This is a genomic window from Janthinobacterium sp. SUN118 (assembly GCF_030397695.1).
Lineage (GTDB): Bacteria > Pseudomonadota > Gammaproteobacteria > Burkholderiales > Burkholderiaceae_D > Janthinobacterium.
Window position 1 is genome coordinate 1,309,764 of sequence record NZ_JAPUBV010000001.1, and the last position, 18,768, is coordinate 1,328,531.

The window sequence follows — 18,768 nt, forward strand, 5'->3', positions numbered from 1 at the left end:
CCTGACGAACCGCGGCCGCAATGCCGGACGCCTGCTCGCCATCGCCTGGGCGCTGGTGGTGGCGCTGCTGCTCGCGCATAACGCCTATCTGTGGCTGGGCAAGCGCATCGTGCCCGATACCGACATTCTCGCCTTGCTGCCGGTGCAGGAGCGCGACCCGGTGCTGCAGGCATCGTTTACGCACATGGTCGACGCGGCGCAGCAGCGCGTGGTGGTGCTGGTCGGCGCCGCCGAGTGGAGCGATGCGAAGCGCGCGGCCGACGCCTACGGCGCCGTGCTGGCACGCCATGCTGGCCTGTTCCAGTCCACGCCGCTCGACGAGCAGACGCAGAACGACTGGCTGGCGCTGTTCCAGCAGCATCGCTTGACCTTGCTGACGGCGCCGCAGGAAACGCAGCTGCGCCAGGAAGCGCCCGCGTTCTGGCGCGACGCCGCGCTGAGCCAGCTCTACAGTCCGTTCGGCGGGCCGAAGCTGGGCGCCTGGCAGGACGATCCGTTTGGCCTGTTCGGCGGCTGGGTGCAGGAGCGCGCGCAGGAAACGCCCGTGCGTCCGCGCGACGGCCACCTGTTCGTCGCCGACGGCGCACGCCAGTATGTGCTGCTGCCGATGACCCTGAGCGTGCCGGCCTTTTCGCTGGGGGCGCAGGAAACCGTGCTGCCGCTGCTGGCGCAGGCCGAAGCGGCGGCGCGGCTGGCCGTGCCCGGCGTGGAAATCATCAGCGCCGGCGTGATCCTGCATGCGGCCGCCGCCAGCAGCCAGGCGGCGGGCGAAATGTCGACCATCGGCCTCGGTTCGCTGGCCGGCATCATCCTGCTGACGTGGCTGACCTTCCGCTCGATCAAGCCGATTTCGCTGATCCTGCTGTCGATCGGCATCGGCTGCCTCGGTTCCCTGTCCGTATGCTGGCTGCTGTTTGGCAAGATACATTTGATGACGTTGGTGTTCGGCGCCAGCCTGATCGGCGTGGCGCAGGACTACGGCATTTACTTCCTGTGCAACCGCCTGGGTGCCGACCCCGCCCTCGATTCGCGCACCTTGCTGCGCCGGCTGCTGCCTGGCCTGGGCTTGACCCTGCTGGCGGCCGTCATCGGCTACATGGGGCTGGCGCTGACGCCATTCCCCGGCCTGCGCCACATGGCCGTGTTCTCCGCCCTCGGCCTGGTGTTCGCCTGGCTGACGGTGGTCTTCTGGTTCCCCGCGCTGATCAACGGCGGCACCCTGAAGAGCGGCACCCTGGTCGAACGCTATGGCGCCGCCCGCGCGCGCTGGCCGCTGCTGCGCGCCAACCGCGCCACCCTGATTGGCGGCGTGTTGTTCATCCTGTTCGCGGTCTTTGGCATCAGCCGCCTCGGCGTCAACGACGATATCCGTTTGCTGCAAACGCCGCCCGCGCACCTGATACGCGACCAGATGAAGCTGAGCAAATTGCTCGATGCGCCCACGCCGGTGCAGTTTTACCTGGTGCGCGGCGATAGCGCGGAAGCCGTGCTGCAGCGCGAGGAAGCGCTGAAACAGCGGCTGCTGCCGCTGATCGCGCAAAAGCACCTCAGCGGCTACCAGGCCATGTCGAACTGGGTGCCGTCGCTGCAGACGCAGGCGGCGCGCCGCGCGCTGCTCGATGCCGCCATTTTGCAGCCGGGCGCCGCGCTCGACCTGCTGGCGCAATCGGTCGATGAAGGACCGGAATGGGCCGGCAAGGTGCGCGCGCAGCTGGCGCAGGCGGGCGCGCCGCTGTCGATAGACGCCTTCCTGGACGTGCCGGCCAGCGAGCCGTGGCGCCACCTGTGGCTGGGCAAGGTGGAAGGCGGCCATGCCTCCATCGTCGCCCTGCGCGGCATGCAGTATGCGGCCATTCCGCTGCTGGCGCGGGCGGCCGACGGCTTGCCCGGCGTGCAGTGGGTCGACAAGGTGGCCGAGATTTCCTCGGTGCTTGGCCGCTACCGCGTCTACATGGGCGCCGTCGTGCTGGGCGCCTATCTGGTGGTCTTCGGCTTGCTGCTGCCGCGTTACCGCCGCCGTACCTGGCGCGTGCTGGCGCCCACGGCGCTGGCCAGCGTGGCGGCCCTGGCCCTGCTGGGCTACCTGGGTCTGCCGCTGCAGCTGTTCCACGTGCTGGCGCTGATGCTGCTGCTCGGCGTCGGCGTCGATTACGGCATCTTCATGCAGGAGCATCCGGACCGCCGCAACAACACGCCGTGGCTGGCCGTGGGCCTGTCGGCTGCCAACACCATTCTGTCTTTCGGCTTGCTGGCCCTGAGCAAGACGGCCGCATTGCAGGCATTTGGCCTGACCATGCTGATCGGCACGGCGCTCGTGTGGCTGCTGTCGCCATGCTTTGCCGAAGCCGACAACCGTAGCGCGGCCGATGCCGCAGGAGAAATCTGATGTTTTCACACTGTCAACGATGGGCGCCGGCGCTGCTGCTGGCACTGGCCGGCTGCGCCAGCGCACCCGCGCCCGCACCGGCGCGCCTGGGGCTGAAGCTGGCGCCGGCGGCGCTGGCCGCCACGGTCAGCGTGCAGCAGCACCTGGTCGTCGAACGGGCAGGGCGCATCGACGAACTCGATGCGGCGCTGGAAGTGGAACCGTCGCACCTCGACCTGGTGGGCCTGGCATTCGGCCAGCGCGTGCTGTCGCTGCATTACGACGGCAAGGAGATGACATCGTGGCGCCACCTGATGCTGCCGGCGCAGGTGCGCGCGGAAGACGTGCTGGAAGACATGCAGCTGACCCTGTGGCCGCGCGAAGCGATCGCGCAGGCCTTGCCGGCCGGCTGGCGCATCGAGGACAGCGGCTTGCGCCGCACGCTGTTCCTGCATGACGAAGCGGTGACCGTGATCGATTACAGCGGCATGCCGCGCTGGAGCGGCACGGTGGTGCTCGACAACCTGCGCTACCGCTATCGCCTGACGATACAGAACGCCCCGGAAGGAAGCTGAATGCCTGGCTTGACCGTGTATTTGAATGACTGCGGCGTCGTCTGCGCGCTGGGCGCCAGCCGCGAAGAAGTGCGCGCGCGCCTGTTCGCCGCGCACAGCGGCGTGGTGCCCGTCGATACCCATACGCCGGGAAGAGTGCTGCCGCTGGGCGTGGTCGCTGCGGCCTTGCCATCGGTGGCGGGGCACGGCATCGCCGCGCGCAGCCGCAACAACCGCATGGCGCTGGCCGCGCTGGCGCAGATCCGCCCGGCCGTGGAGCAGGCCATCGCCCGCTACGGAGCGGGCCGGGTGGCCGTGGTGATCGGCACCAGCACCTCGGGCATCGCCGAAACGGAAGGCGCGATTGGCCGGCAAGTGGCGGGCGACGGCTTGCCGGACGCCTTCCACTACGGGCAGCAGGAGATGGCGTCGCCGGCGCTGATGCTGGCCGATGAACTGGGCATCGACGGCCCGGCGCTCGTGCATTCGAGCGCCTGTTCGTCGAGCGCGAAGGCGATGGCCAGCGCGGCGCGCCTGATCCGCATGGGCCTGTGCGACGCCGTGCTGACGGGCGGCGTCGATACCCTGTGCGGTTTTACCGTGGCCGGATTTTCCGCGCTGGCATCCGTCAGTGAACGGCGCTGCAATCCGCTGGGTGCGAACCGCGACGGCATCAATATCGGCGAGGGGGCGGCCCTGTTCCTGATGACGGCGCAGCCGGCCACCGTGGCCTTGCGCGGCTGGGGCGAATCGTCCGACGGCCACCATATGTCGGCGCCCGATCCCGAAGGCGGCGGCGCGCGGCTGGCCATCGCCCAGGCATTGGCGCGTGCGGGCATCGCGGCGTCGCAAGTCGATTATGTGAACCTGCACGGCACGGCCACGCCGCAGAACGATGCGATGGAAGCGCGCGTGGTGTCCGACCTGTTCGGCGCCACGGCGATGGCCAGTTCCACCAAGCCGCTGACGGGCCACGCGCTGGGCGCGGCGGCGGCCATCGAGGCCGCGCTGTGCTGGCTGGCGATGCAGGACGATAACGCCGAGGGGCTGCTGCCGCCGCACCTGTGGGATGGCGTGCCCGACGAGTCCCTGCCGCCGCTGCGCCTGGCCTTGCCCGGCGCGCGCCTGGGACGCCCGCTCGATTGGGCGCTGAGCAATTCGTTTGCCTTCGGCGGCTCGAACGCCGCCCTGCTGTTCGGGAGGGGAGCATGAGTTTTCCGGATATCCGCGAGCTGGTGCCCCATTCCGGCGCCATGGTGCTGCTCGACCGGGTGGTGTCGGCCGACGCCGAAAACCTGTGCGCCGAAGTGGCCATCCATGCCGGCAGCGTGTTTTATGACGCGCCGTCGGCCGGCGTGGGCAGCTGGGTCGGCATCGAATACATGGCGCAGGCGATCGCCGCGCATGCGGGCTACCTGGCGCGCCAGGCCGGGGCGCCCGTGAAGATCGGTTTTTTGCTGGGGGCGCGGCGCTACGAGGCGCAGGTGCCCCTGTTTGTGGGCGGCAGCGTGTTGCAGGTGCAGGTACAACAGGCCTTGCAGGGCGAGAATGGACTGGGCGCGTTCGAGTGCCGTATCGAGATGGCGGGCGCCGTGCTGGCGCAAGCGACGATTACGGTATTCCAGCCCGAGGATGCAAAGCAATTTCTGCAGGAGAGTATGAATGGAGCGCAGCATGAGTAAAAGTGTATTGGTGACGGGGTCGTCGCGCGGCATCGGCAAGGCCATCGCCTTGCGGCTGGCGCGCGACGGGTTTGACGTGGTGCTGCATTGCCGCAGCGCGCGCGGCGAGGCCGACGCGGTGGCGCAGCAGGTGCAGGCGCTGGGACGCGCGGCGCGCGTGCTGCAATTCGATATCGGCGACCGTGCCGCGGCAGCCGCCGCGCTGGAAGCGGACATCGCCGAACATGGCTGCTATTACGGCGTCGTCTGCAACGCCGGCGTGGCGCGCGACAATGCGTTTCCCGCCATGTCGGGCGAGGACTGGGACATCGTCCTGCAAACGAACCTCGACGGTTTCTACAATGTGCTCAACCCATTGGTGATGCCGATGGTACAGCGCCGCAAGCCAGGGCGCATCGTCACCATGGCCTCCGTCTCGGGCCTGATCGGCAACCGGGGCCAAGTCAATTACAGCGCGGCCAAGGCCGGCATCATCGGCGCCACCAAGGCGCTGGCGCTGGAGCTGGCCAAGCGCGCCATCACCGTCAACTGCGTGGCGCCGGGCTTGATCGAGACGGACATGATCAGCGACGTGCCGCTCGACGAGGCGCTGAAGATGATCCCCGCGCGCCGCGTCGGCACGCCGGAAGAGGTGGCGGCCGCCGTCAGTTTCCTCGTCGGCGAGGAGGCGGGCTACATCACGCGCCAGGTCATTTCCGTGAACGGAGGCATGGCATGAGCCGGCGGGTAGTCGTGACCGGCATGGCCGGCATCAGCCCGATCGGCAACGACTGGCAGACCATCCGCCAGCGCCTGGGCGAGTACCGCAACGCCGTCGTGCGCATGGGCGAATGGGCCGATTACGAAGGCTTGAACACGCAGCTGGGCGCTCCGGCCGCGCCGTTCGCGCTGACGGAGCGCTACAACCGCAAGGCCGTGCGCAGCATGGGACGCATCGCGCTGATGGCCACGCGCGCCAGCGAACTGGCGCTCGAGCATGCTGGCCTGGCCGGGCATCCACTGCTCAAGAGCGGCGACATGGGCATTTCCTTCGGCTCGTCGGCCGGCACGCCCAGTGCCATCGGCGACTTTGGCCGCATGATGGAAGAGCGCACCACCAAGGGCATCAACGCCACCACCTACATCAAGATGATGGCGCACACGGCGCCCGTCAACATCGGCGTGTTCTTTGGCGTCACGGGCCGCGTCATCACCACCTCGAGCGCCTGCACTTCGGGCAGCCAGGGCATCGGCTACGCCTACGAGGCGATCGCCGGCGGCAAGCAGCTGGCGATGATCGCCGGCGGCGCCGAGGAGCTGTGCGCCACCGAGGCGGCGGTCTTCGACACCCTGTTCGCCACCAGCACGCGCAATGACGCAGGCCATACGACGCCGCGCCCGTTCGACGCCAGCCGCGACGGCCTGGTCATCGGCGAGGGTGCCGGTTGCCTGATCCTCGAAGAATTCGACCATGCGCAGGCGCGCGGCGCGGCCATCCACGCGGAACTGGTGGGCTTCGGCACCAACAGCGATGGCTGCCACGTGACCCAGCCGAATTCCGCCACCATGCGCCAGGCGATGCTGCTGGCGCTGGCCGACGCGGGACTGCAGCCGTCCGATATCGGCTACATCAACGCGCACGGCACGGGTACGCAGCAGGGCGATATCGCCGAGTCGCAAGCCACGTTCGAGGTGTTTGGCGACCGCACTCCTATCAGTTCGCTGAAAAGCTACATGGGCCACACCCTGGGCGCCTGCGGCGCGCTGGAAGCGTGGATCAGCATCGAGATGATGCGCGAAGGCTGGTTCGCCCCCACCATCAACCTGCAGCAGGTCGACCCGCAATGCGCGCCGCTCGATTACATCGCCGGCGAAGGCCGGGCGATCGAGTGCGAGTATGTGATGTCGAATAATTTTGCCTTCGGCGGCATCAACACGTCGCTGATTTTCAAGCGTTACCGGCCATGATGCCTGCTTGTGCCGACGCAAGCGGCGCACATGGCTCCTTTTGTACTATGACTTTATCTTTCAAGGAAAACAGCATGAAAACAATGATGATCCTGGCCGCCATGACGGCGGCATTGGCAACCGCCTTGCCTGCGCAAGCGGCGGACAACAAGCACATGATGTCGATCGCCGGTGCGATGGCCGCCAACGACGCGCAAGGCCGCCTTGGCGATGGCGTGCAGTTCTTCTTCGGCGACCAGCCGACGCCGCCGATCGCCACGCGCATCAGCAGCGACAAGACCAGCCAGAAGACCAATGGCGTCGGCAAGTCGGCGGAAACGTCGTGCAACTGGGCTTTCCTGTCGGCCATGCTGGCGCTGCAAAAGCGCGCGCAGTCGGTGGGCGCCGATGCGGTCGTCAATATCGTCAGCAACTACAAGAATGTCGAAAATTCCAGCACCACGGAATTCGAGTGCCATGAAGGCACGATGATGACGGGCGTGGCATTGAAGGGCGAATTCGTGAAGTTGAAAGACGCTAAGTAAGCAGCAGGGCAGACCGGCGGCGCGCAGGCGCCGGCAAGGCGGTCAACACACTGGCAGCGACGGGCAACCGCGCTGCCATTTTTTTTGCCGGACCGGCGCCGGCGATTTATGGCAGACTGCGCCTTTGCGCAGCCACATACGTCCATGACCTCAACCACCTCTGCCACCGGCGCCAGCATCTGGCTGCTCGATTCCCGCGGCATTGACGCCGCGCAGCTTGGCCAGTATGAAGCGTGGCTGGGGCCGGCCGAAACGGCCCGTTACGCGCGCTTTGCGCGGCCGCTGCGCCGGCGCCAGTTCCTGCTGGGACGTGCCTTGCTGCGTGCGGCGATGGGAAAACTGCTGGACATGCCGCCGCCGGCCATCGTGCTGGAAGAACGGCCGGGCCAGGCGCCGTTGCTGCTGTCGCCCGAGGGTGGCGCGCATTTCAGCATTTCCCACAGCGGCCACTGGGTCGCCTGTGCGCTGAGCCGTACTGCGCCGCTGGGGCTCGATATTGAAGTGTGCGACCCACGGCGCGACGTATTGGCGCTGGCGCGGCAGGCGTTTGGCGCGGAGATGGTCGCCGAGCTGGAAGGCATGCCGCTTGAAGCGCGGCTGGCGGCGTTTTACCGGCGCTGGAGCGAGGCGGAGGCGCGCTACAAGCTGGGCATGGATGCGGCAAGCTGCGTGACCTTGCCCCATGCCGAGCTGTCCATCGTGCTGTGCAGCGCGGCGCCGCTGGCGCACGCGCCGGTCTTGATGGTGCCGGACTAATTGCCCCGCACGACGATTTCCTGTACCTGCGGTTCGCGCTGGCGCATGAAGCGGGTGATGGAGTCGACGGTGACGACGTCGATCTGGCGCGTCATGCGGCGCTCGAACGGGTGATCGTCAAAGGCGATATTGGCACGGAACATGCGCGCGCCCAGGCGCGTGGCGGCGGGGATGCTGAGCGTTTGCGGCGCGTAGCTGGCGCCGCGCAGCCAGCCTTGCGCTTCGGCGCGCGTCTCGATCTTGCCAGGCTCATTGCTGGCGGCGGCCAGGGTTTCCAGCACCCATTGATTCGAGTTCTGGTACTTGGTGGAAAACGGGTAGGCCAGCATATTGTAGTGCGCCTCATGCAGGCGCTTGGGCGTGTTGCTGGCCAGCAGGCGCGCCAGTTGCTGCTGCGTATCCTGGCCTGGAATCAGGATCAGGGTTTCATACATGAACACGTCATCCATGAAGAAATTGCCCAATCCCTCGTTGTACAGCGACGATTGCGCCGTGCCGCATTCATTGAGTTCATGCACCACCAGCCAGCGGCCCTTCGGGTGGTCGCGCCAGGCCAGCGCCATGTGCGAATAGCGCACATTGTATTTCGACAGATCCTGGCCGGCGCGCGCCACCAGCGCCACTTGCGCGCCCGAGGCGTCGAGCGCCTGCAGGGTCTTCTGCGCCAGGTCCATCGACTTGACGAGGGTGGTCGCGTCGGTCGGCTTTTCCTCGCACGAGCGTCCCGCGTGGGCGGCACCGGCCAGGGCCAGGCTGAGGACGATGACAGTCAGGCGTTTCATGGTTTACGCTTTCGAATGGTGGAGGATGGCTTTGCCGGCCGCATTCGGCAGGTAGGCGATGGCCTTGCCCGACAGCATCAGCATATGGCCCGTCGAGACGGCCACGACGTCGACTACCGTGCCGGCCGCCAGCGACAGGCCTTGCGTGGCTTGCTGGCTCAGCTTGACGGAGGCCGTGGCCGCTTGCGCGCTGCCTCTGGCCGTGCTTTTCAGCACCAGGACGCTGCCGTCGGCCACGTCTTCCACCTTGTCGATGACGATTTCACCGGCGGCGGCCAGCACCGACATGGAGCCGACCAGCACGATGGCCGACGCCATGCTGGCATTGTCGGAGGCGTTGGTGGTATCGGAATTGGCGGCCTGGGCCAGCGGCGCCACGGTGGCGGCGCACAGCAGGGCAGTGGCCAGCAGATGTTTCATGGAAGTCAGGTTTTTCATGGTGATTTACACTTTGGAATGGTGCAGCAGTGCCTTGCCCAGTTCGTTCGGGATGAAGGCGATGGCCTTGCCGGACATGACCAGCATGTGGCCGGTGGACAGCGCCGCCACACTGACTACGGTGCCGGCCGCCAGCGACAGGCCCTTGGCTGCCTGCGTGCTCATCTGGATGGAGGCGCCGCCCGCTTCGGACGCGCCCTTCAGCACGATGACGATGCCTTCGCCCACGGTTTCCACGCTGGCGACGACCACCTGGCCGGAAGCGACCAGCATCGACAGCGAGCCGGCGACGACGACGGCCGAACCCTGGCTGAGATTTTGCGAGCCTTTCGACAGATTCTCGGAAGCGGCGGCGTGCGCCAGGCCGGGGGCAGCCACGGAAAGCGTCAACAGCGACAGGGACAGGCAGAGGGGCAGCAGGCGTTTCATGTGTTTCTCCTTCAAGTGTGCCAAGTGGCAACGCCATCATTGTAGACTGTGGGCAATTGGTCAATGAAAACGCTACTCGTAGCGGGTAGGCATACTGCGGGTAGCGTTTTCCGCTACTTTTTTGCTTGCCGAAGCAATGCCATTTTTATAAAGGAAGTGCATGCCGCAAACCCACGCCCTGATCGAGGCCTTGAAACGCCTGTTGAAAGCGCGTTCCGTCACGTACGCCGAACTGGCCCAGCGCATCGGCGTGTCTGAAGCCAGCGTCAAGCGGATGTTTTCGCAGAAGCAATTTACCCTGCAGCGGCTGGACCAGATCCTGGTGGCCGTCGGCAGCGATTTCCAGCAGCTGGCGCTGGCCGTGCAGGCGGCGCATGCGGCGCCGACGCTGATCACGGGGCTGACATATGCGCAGGAAAAGGAAATCATCGACGACACCAGGCTGTTCGTGGTGGCCGTGTCCGCCCTGAATTTGCTGCCGCTGGAGCAGATCGTCGCCATCTACGACATCAGCGAGGCGCAAGCCGTGAAATACCTGCTGCGCCTCGACAAGATCGGTTTTCTGGAACTGCTGCCGAATAACCGGGTCAAACTGCTGGTGGCGCGCACGTTTGCCTGGATACCGAACGGTCCCATCCACACGTATTTCAAAAAGGAAGCGTATGGCGATTATTTGAATTCGCAATTCGATGGCGAAACGGAACTGCTGCGCCTGGTGAATGTGATGCTGTCGAAGAAATCCACGGCGGCCTTGCTCGAGCGATTGAAGCAGGTGGCGGTGGAGTTTTCGCAGCAGCACCAGGAAGACGCGCGCCTGCCTGGCGATGAGCGTCTGGCCATCAGTTTCATGCTGGCGGCACGACCGTGGATGCCGCAGACGTTCAAGGCGTTGCTGCGGCAGTGAGGCAGCGATATCGCGGCCAAGCGGTTAATGTTCCTGCTTGTCGCTACTGCCTTGTTCCTCTTTCATCTGCGTCAGCAAACGCCAGGCGAAAAAGCCCAGCACGGCCACGCCCAGCAAGAGCGCGGCCCACAGCGCGGCCAGGCGCCATGGCGCACCGGTGTGAGCCGATGCTGGCGCGGCGTCGCTTGCGCCAGCGCGCGCCGTCAACGCGCCCACTGTGGCAATCGGCAGGGCCTGCAATTCGCCGTCGCGATAGCCGGGCGCCACCTGTGACAGCGGCTGCGCCACCGGTTGCGCGTCGACTTTTCCGAACACCAGGTGATATGGCCCCTTGCCGCCGGCCAGGAACACCAGCGTATCCGGCGTCCAGCCCAGGCGCAACAGCGGCACGCTGGCCGGCATCGCCGTACTTTGCGACTCGGGCCGTAGCACCCATTGCGTGGTGTGCACCACCGGCATGGTCAGGTCGCCGGAGACGCGTTCCTTGCCAGCCTCGCTGATGCGGTAAAAGCTGGTGCTCAGTAGCGGCTCAAAATATTCGCCATTTGCCGGCCGCGTTTGCCGGTGCAGGGACAGCCGGCGCTGCGGCACATGAGTACTCTGGCGATACACGCCCAGCGTGACGGGCAGCACCACGTTGCTCTCCTTGAATTGCAGCGCAATGCTGTCGGCGGGAATGGCGATCGGCGTGGCATACGCCCACTCGCCGGCAAGTTTGCCTGGAGTACCTCGCAGCACGATGCTCGCGCGTGGCGGCGCCGCCTCGGTTTCGCTGACGGCTTGCGCGGCAATCGCTGCAAACACCAGCGGCTGGCCTTCCTGCCAGCTCAGGCGCGCATAGCGGAAAGCGCGCGGCGCAAAGGCAATGCTGTCGTTGGCCAGCGTTTGCGTGTCGCTGTTGCTGAGCCAATTCAAGGTGGTGGTGCCGATCGCATCCCATTGCTTCAGGTCGTCGCTCACTTCCAGCAGTACTTGTGCACTGTAATTATCCGTGCGCTCTGGTGGCGTGAAGCGCAAGGCGGCGATGCGCTTGTCTGGCGCTTGCTTGCCCAGGTCCAGGATCAGCGCTTGCAGCGCCGTCGTGCTGGTTGCCGCGCCGGCGCGGGTGCTGACCGATAGCAAGCGGCCATCTTCCGCCGTACGGATGTCGATGCCTTGCAAGCCGTCGCCAGTTGCCGGTGCGCCCGTCACGGGGAAAATACGGGCTGGAATGGCTGTCCGCTGCGTCGCCGATTGCGCAGGCGGCGCACCGATGGCATAGGCCAGGCGCTTGCCGTCGCCATCGAACAGCCGCACGTCGGCCAGGCTGGGCGAGCTGGCGTGCAGGTAGACTTCTCGGGGCAATGTGAACCTGACGATGCCCGCGCCGGCCGCCACGGTCACCGGCATGCTCCAGCCGTAGTCCTGCGGCCTGTCCTGGGACGGCGCGGCCAGCGCGGCGCCTGCCATTAACGCGATGCCGAACGTGAGTGTGGTTTTCATGCTGCTCCTTGTTGCGGTTCGGCTGGCACTGGCGCGGCAGCCTTGGGGAAGGGCGCCAGGTAGCCGATCAGGAGCATCAGCAAACCGACGCCCACGAAGGACACGATGCGCTCGATGCCGCCCACGTTCGACAGGTCGATCAGGAACAGTTTCAAGACGACCAGCCCCAGCAGCACGGCGCCAAGGCTCCACTGCTGGCGCCGCTGGTGGCGGGCCGCGTGGCGCATCAGCAGCAGCGCCGTGATGCTCCACACCAGCGACAGCATCGCTTGCACGAACTGCGAAGCCAGCATGGCGTCGAAGGTGTATGGCACGCCCAGGTAGTGCGAGACCGTGCGCAGCAGCATCAGGTTGAACCAGACATACACGCTGCAGGCGGCCACGACAGGCAAGCGCGCCTGCCACAGTGCGGGCAGCGGCAACTGGCCCGCCGGCAGCAGGCGGTAGCTGGCGATGGCCAGCAGGATGGCGAAGCCCGTGCTCAGGTCCAGCGGATTGAGCAGCGGCAGATAGGGCAGGGGCGCCATGGCGCCATCGTCGAAGACGTTCCACGCGGCGATCAGCAGCAGCGACCAGGCTGCCCCCAGCGGTATCAGATAGCGCTGATACCACGCGGCAAGCGGCGCCACGGGCCAGGCCGTCGCGCGGCAGCGGCGGATCAGCCAGGCCAGCGCCAGCATCATGGCCCAGGCCGGCAAATAACGGGCCCAGGCGGGGCTGACGTTGCCTTCATGGCGCGCCAGCCAGGCGTTGACGTGCATGGCGCCGACCGGCCACAGCATCAGCCACGGCGCCGCCGTGCGGATGGTATGCAACAGGCGCAGCGCGCGCACGTCGAGTTGCCAGCCGGCCTTGGGCCAGGCCAGCAGCAGGTACTCGCCGGCAGCCAGGGCGGCCGCCAGGGCCAGCCAGGACAGGCCCGTGGGCAGGTAGTCGCGCAAGTACAGCGCCAGCAGCAGGTTGGCGCTCCACAGGCCCAGGCCGATCCACGCTGCCACGCTGAACCAGCGCAGCTGCGGCCACGCCAGGCGCCGCGCCAGCAGCGCCAACACGGGCGTCGTCACGCTGACGGCAATCAGGTACAGCGCCAGCCAGTGTTCGCCCGCGTGCGGCTGCATGCGCAAGTCGCCATCGATCAGGCGCAGCAGCCAGCTGGTGCATGGCACGAGGATGGCGGCAAACCACAGCAAGCCGCTCCAGACCAGCAGGGGGCGCGCTGCCAGGGCCGGCAGCGCGTCGCCGCCGCGCGCGCGCCGCTCGGTGAACCAGGCGCTGGCAAAGGCGGCGGCGCCCAGCAGCAGGGCGCTGAGGAAGGAGCCGTCGAACAGATTGGCCGGGTGCTGGTCCCAGGCCCAGCTGGCGCGGCTGAGCAGCACCAGGCCCGCCAGCACCTGCACGGCCAGCAGCAGGGCGCGCGGCGCATGCCATTGTTCGCGCCGCGCCAGCCAGGCCAGCAGGGCCGCCACGCCCAGCGCGCTGACGGTCAGCAGATTCAATTGGGTGGCCGCCTCCGTGCGCAGCAGGATTTCGCTCCAGATGCCGCCCAGCAGCCAGGCCGTGGCGGCGGCCAGGAACAGCACGGACAGGCTGCTCATGAATTCCGGGTACAGGGGGCTGCCGTGGCGGCGGAAGCTGTAGGCCATCACCAGCGCGGCGGCGGCCAGCAGCGCGCAGCCGAGCCAGATGTTGGCGTGCAGGGCCGATGCCGCATCGAGTTCCTGCATGGCGATGAGGAAGGAAGCCCAGGCGGCCGCCTGCACCAGCAAGCCGAAGGCCCAGGCCAGGGTCTGGCGCTGGCGCAAGCCGACCCAGACGATGCCGGCGCCTTCCAGCGCCCAGGCGGCCGATGTCCAGCGGCCGTCGAGGGCGAACGGGATGGCCAGGGTGCCGAAGACGATGCCCAGCGCGAGAAAGGCTTCGGCCAGCAGGCGGAAGCCATCGCGGCGCCACAGCGCCACGGCCAGGCCCGTGTAGCACAGGCCGGCGACCAGCGCGGAAAAGGCCAGGCCGAACGGGAAATGCTGGACCAGGCCATATTGCAGGCCCATGGCCGCCAGCGGCGTGCCGAAGACCAGCGTGCCATCGACGTAGTGCCTGAGGCGCGGCGCCTGGCGCGCGCAGTAGGCGATCGCGATGCCGACGTAGAACAGCACGAACAGGATGAGGAACAGCTGCGTCGACAGGTAGTGCTCGGGCGTGTAGCGCAGCAAGCCCCAGGTGGTGGCGACGACGAAGGTGAAGCCAAAGCTCAGCACGTTCAAGACCCGCCAGGCGCGTTTCAGGGCGATGGCGAAGACGCCCGCGTTGAGCAGCGCGTAATAGCTGAACAGGCCGATATGGTTGCCGCTGCCCGTCGACACCAGCAGCGGCACGGCAAAGCCGCCGACGATGCCGAAGACGGCCAGCCAGACGGCGTTTTGCAGCACGGCCAGCAGGCACGTAAACACTGTCAGCACGAACAGCACGGCAAAGGCCAGGCCGGCCGGTATCAGTTCATACAGGCGGAAGGCGCCAAAGGTCACCAGCATCAGGATCGCCAGCGCCGTGCCCTGCAGCGGCAGGCTGATGCCGGGGCGGCTGAGGCGGATGCGCCAGGCCCAGGCCAGCAGGGCGATGTCGGCCAGCACGATGGCGGCCAGGCGCAGCTCGATGGGCACGGTCACCTGGGCCGACACGTACTTGAGCAGGAAGCTGACGCCGAGGAAGAGGATCAGCAAGCCCAGCTTGGCCACCAGGTTGCCCGTGAATAGCCAGTTCTTCGCCTTGGCAACAAGGCCGTCCGGACGCGCGATCCACGATGGCGTGTTGACTACGGCAGGGGCCGCAACGGACTTGGGCGCAGGGGCGCTGGCTGCGGGCGTCGCGGCTGCCGTGCTTGCCGCGTTTGCTGGCGCTGGCTTGTCGAGCGGGACGGGGCTGGCGGGGGCGGACGGCACAGTACTGGCCAGCGCGTCCGGGCGGGCCGTGGCGGCCACCGGCGCCGGTGGCGGCGTGGGGACCGGCACCGGCATGGCAGCGGCGGGCGTGGCCACCGATGCGATGTCAGCCGTGGACGCGGCGGCAGGCATGGCGGGCCGGCCTTCCAGCGCCTGCAGGCGGGCCTGCACGCTGTCGACGTCCTTGCGCAGGCGGGCCGTCAGCAACTCCAGATCGGCCACTTTCCGGCGGTACTGCAGCACCTGCACGAAGGCGGCGATCAGCAAGCCAAATATGATCAGCGTTATCAATCCAAACATGGGGCAGCTTTCCTGGATGGCAGGGCGAAGGCGCCCTTTGTATGCGCACATTACCTTATTATCAAGAAACAGGCGATTTTTGTGGCACCAGGGAAAGTATCAAGGCGGAGGCCAGCATGGCGCGGCACGGTGCTTTCCGTATTGACGCTAAGCAAGATGGCGACATTCAGATTGTCGTGCGCAAGATAGTGCTGTATTTTAGCAATTCCTTAATGTCCGGTTCCCCATGCCATGAGTCAAAGCAGCCAGTTTTCCTTATTGTCGCAGCGCCGTTTCGGGCCCTTCTTCTGGACCCAGTTCTTTGGCGCCTTCAACGACAATCTGTTCAAGACGGCGCTGATGGTGATCCTCGCCTATGATGCGCTGAGCTGGACCACGCTCGACCCGTCCACCATCACCAACCTGATACCCGGCCTGTTCATCCTGCCCTATGTCGTGTTTTCGGCGACGGCGGGCCAGCTGGCCGACAAGTTCGAAAAGGCGGGCCTGGCCCGTTTCGTGAAATGGATGGAGCTGGCCATCATGGCCGTGGCCGCCGCTGGGTGGATGACGCATACCCTGTGGCTGCTGGTGGCGGCCGTGGTCGGCATGGGCGTGCATTCGACCCTGTTCGGCCCCGTCAAGTATGCGTATCTGCCGCAGCAGCTGAAGCCCGAGGAATTGGTGGGCGGCAATGGCCTGATCGAGATGGGCACCTTTGTCGGCATCCTGTTGGGCGAGATCCTCGGCGCCGTGTTGATCGTGCACAAGCCGCTGGGCGTGGAACTGGTGGCCGGCGCCACCATCGCCGTGGCCCTGTTCGGCCTCATCGCCAGCTACCGCGTGCCGCGCACGCCCGCGCCCGAGCCGGAACTGAAGGTGAGCCTGAACTTCGTTGCCGAATCGTTCCGCAACCTGAATTTCTCGCGCAAGAACCGTCCCGTCTTCCTGGCCATGCTGGGCAATTCCTGGTTCTGGTTCTACGGCGCCCTGATCCTGGCGCAGTTCCCCGTCTACTCGAAGGATTTCCTGCATGGCGACCACAGCGTGTTCGTGCTGCTGCTGACGGTGTTTTCGGTCGGCATCGGCACCGGTTCGCTGCTGTGCGAGCGGCTGTCCGGCCACAAGATCGAGATCGGCCTGGTGCCGTTCGGCTCCATCGGCCTGTCGCTGTTCGGCATCGACCTGTATTTCGCCAGCAATGCGTATGCGAATACGCAAGTGGTCGACGCGCTGGCGTTCGTCAGCCAGGCCGGCGTGCCGCGCATCCTGCTCGACATCGTCATGATCGGCGTCTTCGGCGGCTTCTTCATCGTGCCCCTGTTTGCCCTGATCCAGACGCGCTGCGACCCGAAACATATCTCGCGCACGATCGCCGGCATGAATATCCTCAACGCCTTGTTCATGGTGGCGGCCGCCGGCGTGGCCATCGTGCTGCTGGGACAGGGCTTCACCATACCCCAGCTGTTCCTCGTCACGGCCATCCTGAACGCGCTGGTGGCCGCGTATATCTTCTCGCTGGTGCCGGAATTCCTCATGCGCTTCCTGGCGTGGATTCTGATACAGACCGTGCACCGCGTGAAAGTGGTCGATGGCGAGCGCATCCCCGCGGAAGGCGCGGCGGTGCTGGTATGCAACCATGTGAGCTATGTGGACGCCATCGTCATCATGGCGGCCAGCCCCCGTCCCATCCGTTTCGTCATGGACCACCGCATTTTCAAGATGCCGCTGATGGGCTGGATTTTCCGTACGGCCAAGGCCATCCCCATCGCGCCGGCCAAGGAAGATCCGTTCCTGATGGAAAAAGCCTTCATCGATATCGCGCAAGCGCTGCATGAGGGCGAGCTGGTGTGCATCTTCCCCGAAGGCAAACTGACGCGCACGGGCCAGATCAGCGAGTTCAAGGGCGGCATCGCCAAAATCGTCGAGCGCAGCAAGGTGCCCGTGATTCCGCTGGCGCTGCGCGGCTTGTGGGGGCATCTGTTGAGCCATCGCAATGGCCACCTGTTCGAGCGCGCCTTCAAGGCGGGCTTGCGCTCGCGCCTGTCGCTGGCCGTGGGCATGCCCGTGGCGCCCGAGGCCGCCACGCCGGAATTGCTGCAGCAACGGGTGCAGGAGTTGCGCGGCAAGTGGAAATAGGCCTCATTCTGTCCGCGTAGCCCCGCCGGCGGCCCCGCGCGCCAGGTGCTGGCCCAGCAGGGCGGTGATGGCGGTGAAATCGACCGGTTTCGTCAGGTGATGGTCATACCCGGCCTGCGCCGTGCGCTGGCGCGCATCGCACTGGCCCCAGCCGGTCAGCGCGATCATCAGCACGTCGCGCCCCTGCGCCCGCTGGCGCACCTGGCGCGCCGTCTCGTAGCCATCGATGCCCGGCATGCCTAGGTCCATCACGATCAATTGCGGCCATGCGGCGTCGACGGCCGCCAGCGCCTGTTCGCCGCCATACGCGACACTGGCGGCATAGCCTTCCAGCTGGAACAGCGCCTGCAGCGAATCGGCCGCGTCGCGGTTGTCGTCCACCACCAGCACCTGCACGGCATGGCCGTGGCCGGCCGGCGTGGCGTCTGCCGCCTGCGGCGTGCCTGTGGCGGCTTCGGCCACGCTGGCGGGCAGGGTGACGACGAAGCGGCTGCCGCGCCCGGGGCCATCGCTATGCGCTTCGATGCTGCCGCCATGCATTTCAGCAAACTGGCGCGCCAGGCTCAGTCCGATGCCCAGGCCGCTGGCCATCTGGCCCGCCACCGTGCGGCCCTGTTCGAACATGGAAAAGATGCGCGGGATGGCGTCCTGGTCGATGCCGATGCCATCGTCTTCCACGGCCACCCGCAGCTGGCCAGCGGCCACGTGCGCCGTAATGTGGATGTGGCCGCCATTTGGCGTGAACTTCACGGCGTTCGCTACGATATTGGCAAAGATCTGCACCACGCGCGCATAGTCGGCATACAAGGTCACGGTCGCTGGCGGCAAGTCGAGCGCGATGCCGATGTGGCGGCTGGCGGCGGCCGGCTGGCACAGCTCGATCACATGGCCGATCACCTGTTGCAAGCTAATGTTCTTGCGCTGCAGCACCACCTTGCCGCTGGTGATGCGCGCCACGTCGAGCAAGTCATCGACGAGCCGCGTCAGGTGCGTGACCTGGCGCTCGATCACGCCTTTCACCGTGGCCACTTGCGCCGATTCCGGATACAGGTTGCTGAGCAGGGCCACCGAGGTCCTGATGGGCGCCAGCGGATTGCGCAGTTCATGGCCCAGGCTGGCAAGGAATTCATCCTTGCGCTGTTGCGACTCGCGCACCTGATACTGGCGCTGGCGCGCGCGCAGCATGGCATGGACCGAGGTGATCAGGGTCAGCACGTGCACGGGGCGTTCCAGCAGGGTCAGGTTGCCCAGGGTGGCGATGGCTTGCCGCAGGGGCAGGGAATCGAGCCGCGCATGCGTGAGCAGGAGGATGGGCAGGTCGGACCACTGCGGCTGGTGCCGGGCGTAGTCGTCGAGCACCTGGCAGGCGCCCGCATGCAGCGCCTCGTCGACGGTCAGCACGCCGCCCGCGCCCAGCGCCAGTTGCCCGGCCAGCTCGGCGACCGAACGGCAGGCCTGGCTGGCGATGGCGGCGCTGGCCAGTACCTGACCGGCCAGCGCCGCATCCTGGCCGGCCGGCGCGTAGATCAGGATGCGCTGTTCCATGGCGAG

16 protein-coding genes are annotated in these 18,768 nt (G+C 66.6%); 10 read left to right on the forward strand and 6 right to left on the reverse strand.

From position 1 onward, the window contains the following. The first annotated feature begins 1 nt into the window (after position 1). The 8 genes from O0880_RS05950 (at position 2) to O0880_RS05985 (ending at position 7,828) form a co-directional block, all read left to right on the forward strand. Positions 2-2,386: an MMPL family transporter gene (locus O0880_RS05950; RefSeq protein ID WP_289887299.1), complete on the forward strand. Its 2,385-nt coding sequence runs from the start codon at positions 2-4 to the stop codon at positions 2,384-2,386. Continuing rightward, positions 2,386-2,940 (forward strand): DUF3261 domain-containing protein, encoded by a 555-nt coding sequence (locus tag O0880_RS05955; protein WP_289885584.1) that lies wholly within the window; start codon positions 2,386-2,388, stop codon positions 2,938-2,940. The genes O0880_RS05950 and O0880_RS05955 overlap by 1 nt, the downstream gene beginning before the upstream one ends. Continuing rightward, a complete protein-coding gene (locus O0880_RS05960; protein WP_289885585.1) occupies positions 2,941-4,131 on the forward strand; it encodes a beta-ketoacyl-ACP synthase in 1,191 nt (396 codons plus the stop codon). Further along, positions 4,128-4,601: a hotdog family protein gene (locus tag O0880_RS05965; RefSeq protein WP_071326285.1), complete on the forward strand. Its 474-nt coding sequence runs from the start codon at positions 4,128-4,130 to the stop codon at positions 4,599-4,601. Before O0880_RS05960 ends, O0880_RS05965 begins: the two co-directional genes overlap by 4 nt. After that, positions 4,594-5,319, forward strand: a complete 726-nt coding sequence (gene fabG / locus O0880_RS05970; protein WP_232251060.1) for a 3-oxoacyl-ACP reductase FabG — start codon at positions 4,594-4,596, stop codon at positions 5,317-5,319. Before O0880_RS05965 ends, fabG begins: the two co-directional genes overlap by 8 nt. After that, entirely contained in the window at positions 5,316-6,548 is a 1,233-nt protein-coding gene (locus O0880_RS05975; protein WP_289885586.1) for a beta-ketoacyl-ACP synthase, read from the forward strand. Before fabG ends, O0880_RS05975 begins: the two co-directional genes overlap by 4 nt. A 74-nt stretch (positions 6,549-6,622) precedes the next feature. Then, positions 6,623-7,072, forward strand: a complete 450-nt coding sequence (locus O0880_RS05980; RefSeq protein WP_071322602.1) for an excinuclease ATPase subunit — start codon at positions 6,623-6,625, stop codon at positions 7,070-7,072. Between the two features lie 144 nt (positions 7,073-7,216). Continuing rightward, positions 7,217-7,828 carry a 4-phosphopantetheinyl transferase gene (locus O0880_RS05985; RefSeq protein WP_289885587.1) on the forward strand — a complete coding sequence of 204 codons (612 nt, stop codon included), beginning with the start codon at positions 7,217-7,219 and terminating at the stop codon, positions 7,826-7,828. On the opposite strand, the gene O0880_RS05990 is transcribed toward O0880_RS05985, so the two are convergent. Genes O0880_RS05990 through O0880_RS06000 form a run of 3 tightly spaced genes read right to left on the reverse strand, consistent with a single transcriptional unit; the run spans position 7,825 to position 9,477 of the window. Further along, a complete protein-coding gene (locus O0880_RS05990; protein ID WP_071322604.1) occupies positions 7,825-8,610 on the reverse strand; it encodes a DUF2145 domain-containing protein in 786 nt (261 codons plus the stop codon). The genes O0880_RS05985 and O0880_RS05990 overlap by 4 nt on opposite strands. A gap of 3 nt (positions 8,611-8,613) precedes the next feature. Beyond that, positions 8,614-9,048, reverse strand: a complete 435-nt coding sequence (locus O0880_RS05995) for a hypothetical protein (RefSeq protein ID WP_156894705.1) — start codon at positions 9,046-9,048, stop codon at positions 8,614-8,616. Positions 9,049-9,054: 6 nt separating this feature from the next. Next, on the reverse strand, positions 9,055-9,477 hold the full coding sequence (locus tag O0880_RS06000; RefSeq protein ID WP_289885588.1) for a hypothetical protein: 423 nt from the start codon (positions 9,475-9,477) through the stop codon (positions 9,055-9,057). A gap of 160 nt (positions 9,478-9,637) precedes the next feature. Here O0880_RS06000 and O0880_RS06005 point away from each other — a divergent pair, with 160 nt between their 5' ends. After that, entirely contained in the window at positions 9,638-10,381 is a 744-nt protein-coding gene (locus O0880_RS06005) for a helix-turn-helix transcriptional regulator (protein WP_071322607.1), read from the forward strand. A gap of 24 nt (positions 10,382-10,405) precedes the next feature. Here O0880_RS06005 and O0880_RS06010 read toward each other — a convergent pair whose 3' ends face one another. Together O0880_RS06010 and O0880_RS06015 are read right to left on the reverse strand one after the other, a co-directional pair. Then, the gene (locus O0880_RS06010) at positions 10,406-11,863 is read right to left on the reverse strand and encodes a DUF3999 family protein (RefSeq protein WP_289885589.1); all 1,458 of its coding nucleotides are present in this window, start codon (positions 11,861-11,863) and stop codon (positions 10,406-10,408) included. Beyond that, on the reverse strand, positions 11,860-15,099 hold the full coding sequence (locus tag O0880_RS06015; protein ID WP_289885590.1) for a DUF2339 domain-containing protein: 3,240 nt from the start codon (positions 15,097-15,099) through the stop codon (positions 11,860-11,862). Before O0880_RS06015 ends, O0880_RS06010 begins: the two co-directional genes overlap by 4 nt. A gap of 231 nt (positions 15,100-15,330) precedes the next feature. Here O0880_RS06015 and O0880_RS06020 point away from each other — a divergent pair, with 231 nt between their 5' ends. Further along, positions 15,331-17,217, forward strand: a complete 1,887-nt coding sequence (locus tag O0880_RS06020; RefSeq protein WP_071322610.1) for an MFS transporter — start codon at positions 15,331-15,333, stop codon at positions 17,215-17,217. Positions 17,218-17,220: 3 nt separating this feature from the next. On the opposite strand, the gene O0880_RS06025 is transcribed toward O0880_RS06020, so the two are convergent. Further along, positions 17,221-18,762: an ATP-binding protein gene (locus O0880_RS06025; protein WP_289885591.1), complete on the reverse strand. Its 1,542-nt coding sequence runs from the start codon at positions 18,760-18,762 to the stop codon at positions 17,221-17,223. Between the last annotated feature and the right edge of the window lie 6 nt (positions 18,763-18,768).

Excerpts from the sequence above, each read along its gene's own strand:
- O0880_RS06010 (WP_289885589.1), bottom strand. The coding sequence starts at position 11,863 with ATGAAAACCACACTCACGTTCGGCATCGCGTTAATGGCAGGCGCCGCG.
- O0880_RS06000 (WP_289885588.1), bottom strand. The coding sequence starts at position 9,477 with ATGAAACGCCTGCTGCCCCTCTGCCTGTCCCTGTCGCTGTTGACGCTT.
- O0880_RS05995 (WP_156894705.1), bottom strand. The coding sequence starts at position 9,048 with ATGAAAAACCTGACTTCCATGAAACATCTGCTGGCCACTGCCCTGCTG.
- O0880_RS06015 (WP_289885590.1), bottom strand. The coding sequence starts at position 15,099 with ATGTTTGGATTGATAACGCTGATCATATTTGGCTTGCTGATCGCCGCC.
- O0880_RS05990 (WP_071322604.1), bottom strand. The coding sequence starts at position 8,610 with ATGAAACGCCTGACTGTCATCGTCCTCAGCCTGGCCCTGGCCGGTGCC.
- O0880_RS06025 (WP_289885591.1), bottom strand. The coding sequence starts at position 18,762 with ATGGAACAGCGCATCCTGATCTACGCGCCGGCCGGCCAGGATGCGGCG.
- O0880_RS05985 (WP_289885587.1), top strand. The coding sequence starts at position 7,217 with ATGACCTCAACCACCTCTGCCACCGGCGCCAGCATCTGGCTGCTCGAT.
- O0880_RS05980 (WP_071322602.1), top strand. The coding sequence starts at position 6,623 with ATGAAAACAATGATGATCCTGGCCGCCATGACGGCGGCATTGGCAACC.
- O0880_RS06005 (WP_071322607.1), top strand. The coding sequence starts at position 9,638 with ATGCCGCAAACCCACGCCCTGATCGAGGCCTTGAAACGCCTGTTGAAA.
- O0880_RS05955 (WP_289885584.1), top strand. The coding sequence starts at position 2,386 with ATGTTTTCACACTGTCAACGATGGGCGCCGGCGCTGCTGCTGGCACTG.
- O0880_RS05960 (WP_289885585.1), top strand. The coding sequence starts at position 2,941 with ATGCCTGGCTTGACCGTGTATTTGAATGACTGCGGCGTCGTCTGCGCG.
- O0880_RS05965 (WP_071326285.1), top strand. The coding sequence starts at position 4,128 with ATGAGTTTTCCGGATATCCGCGAGCTGGTGCCCCATTCCGGCGCCATG.
- fabG (WP_232251060.1), top strand. The coding sequence starts at position 4,594 with ATGAGTAAAAGTGTATTGGTGACGGGGTCGTCGCGCGGCATCGGCAAG.
- O0880_RS06020 (WP_071322610.1), top strand. The coding sequence starts at position 15,331 with ATGAGTCAAAGCAGCCAGTTTTCCTTATTGTCGCAGCGCCGTTTCGGG.
- O0880_RS05975 (WP_289885586.1), top strand. The coding sequence starts at position 5,316 with ATGAGCCGGCGGGTAGTCGTGACCGGCATGGCCGGCATCAGCCCGATC.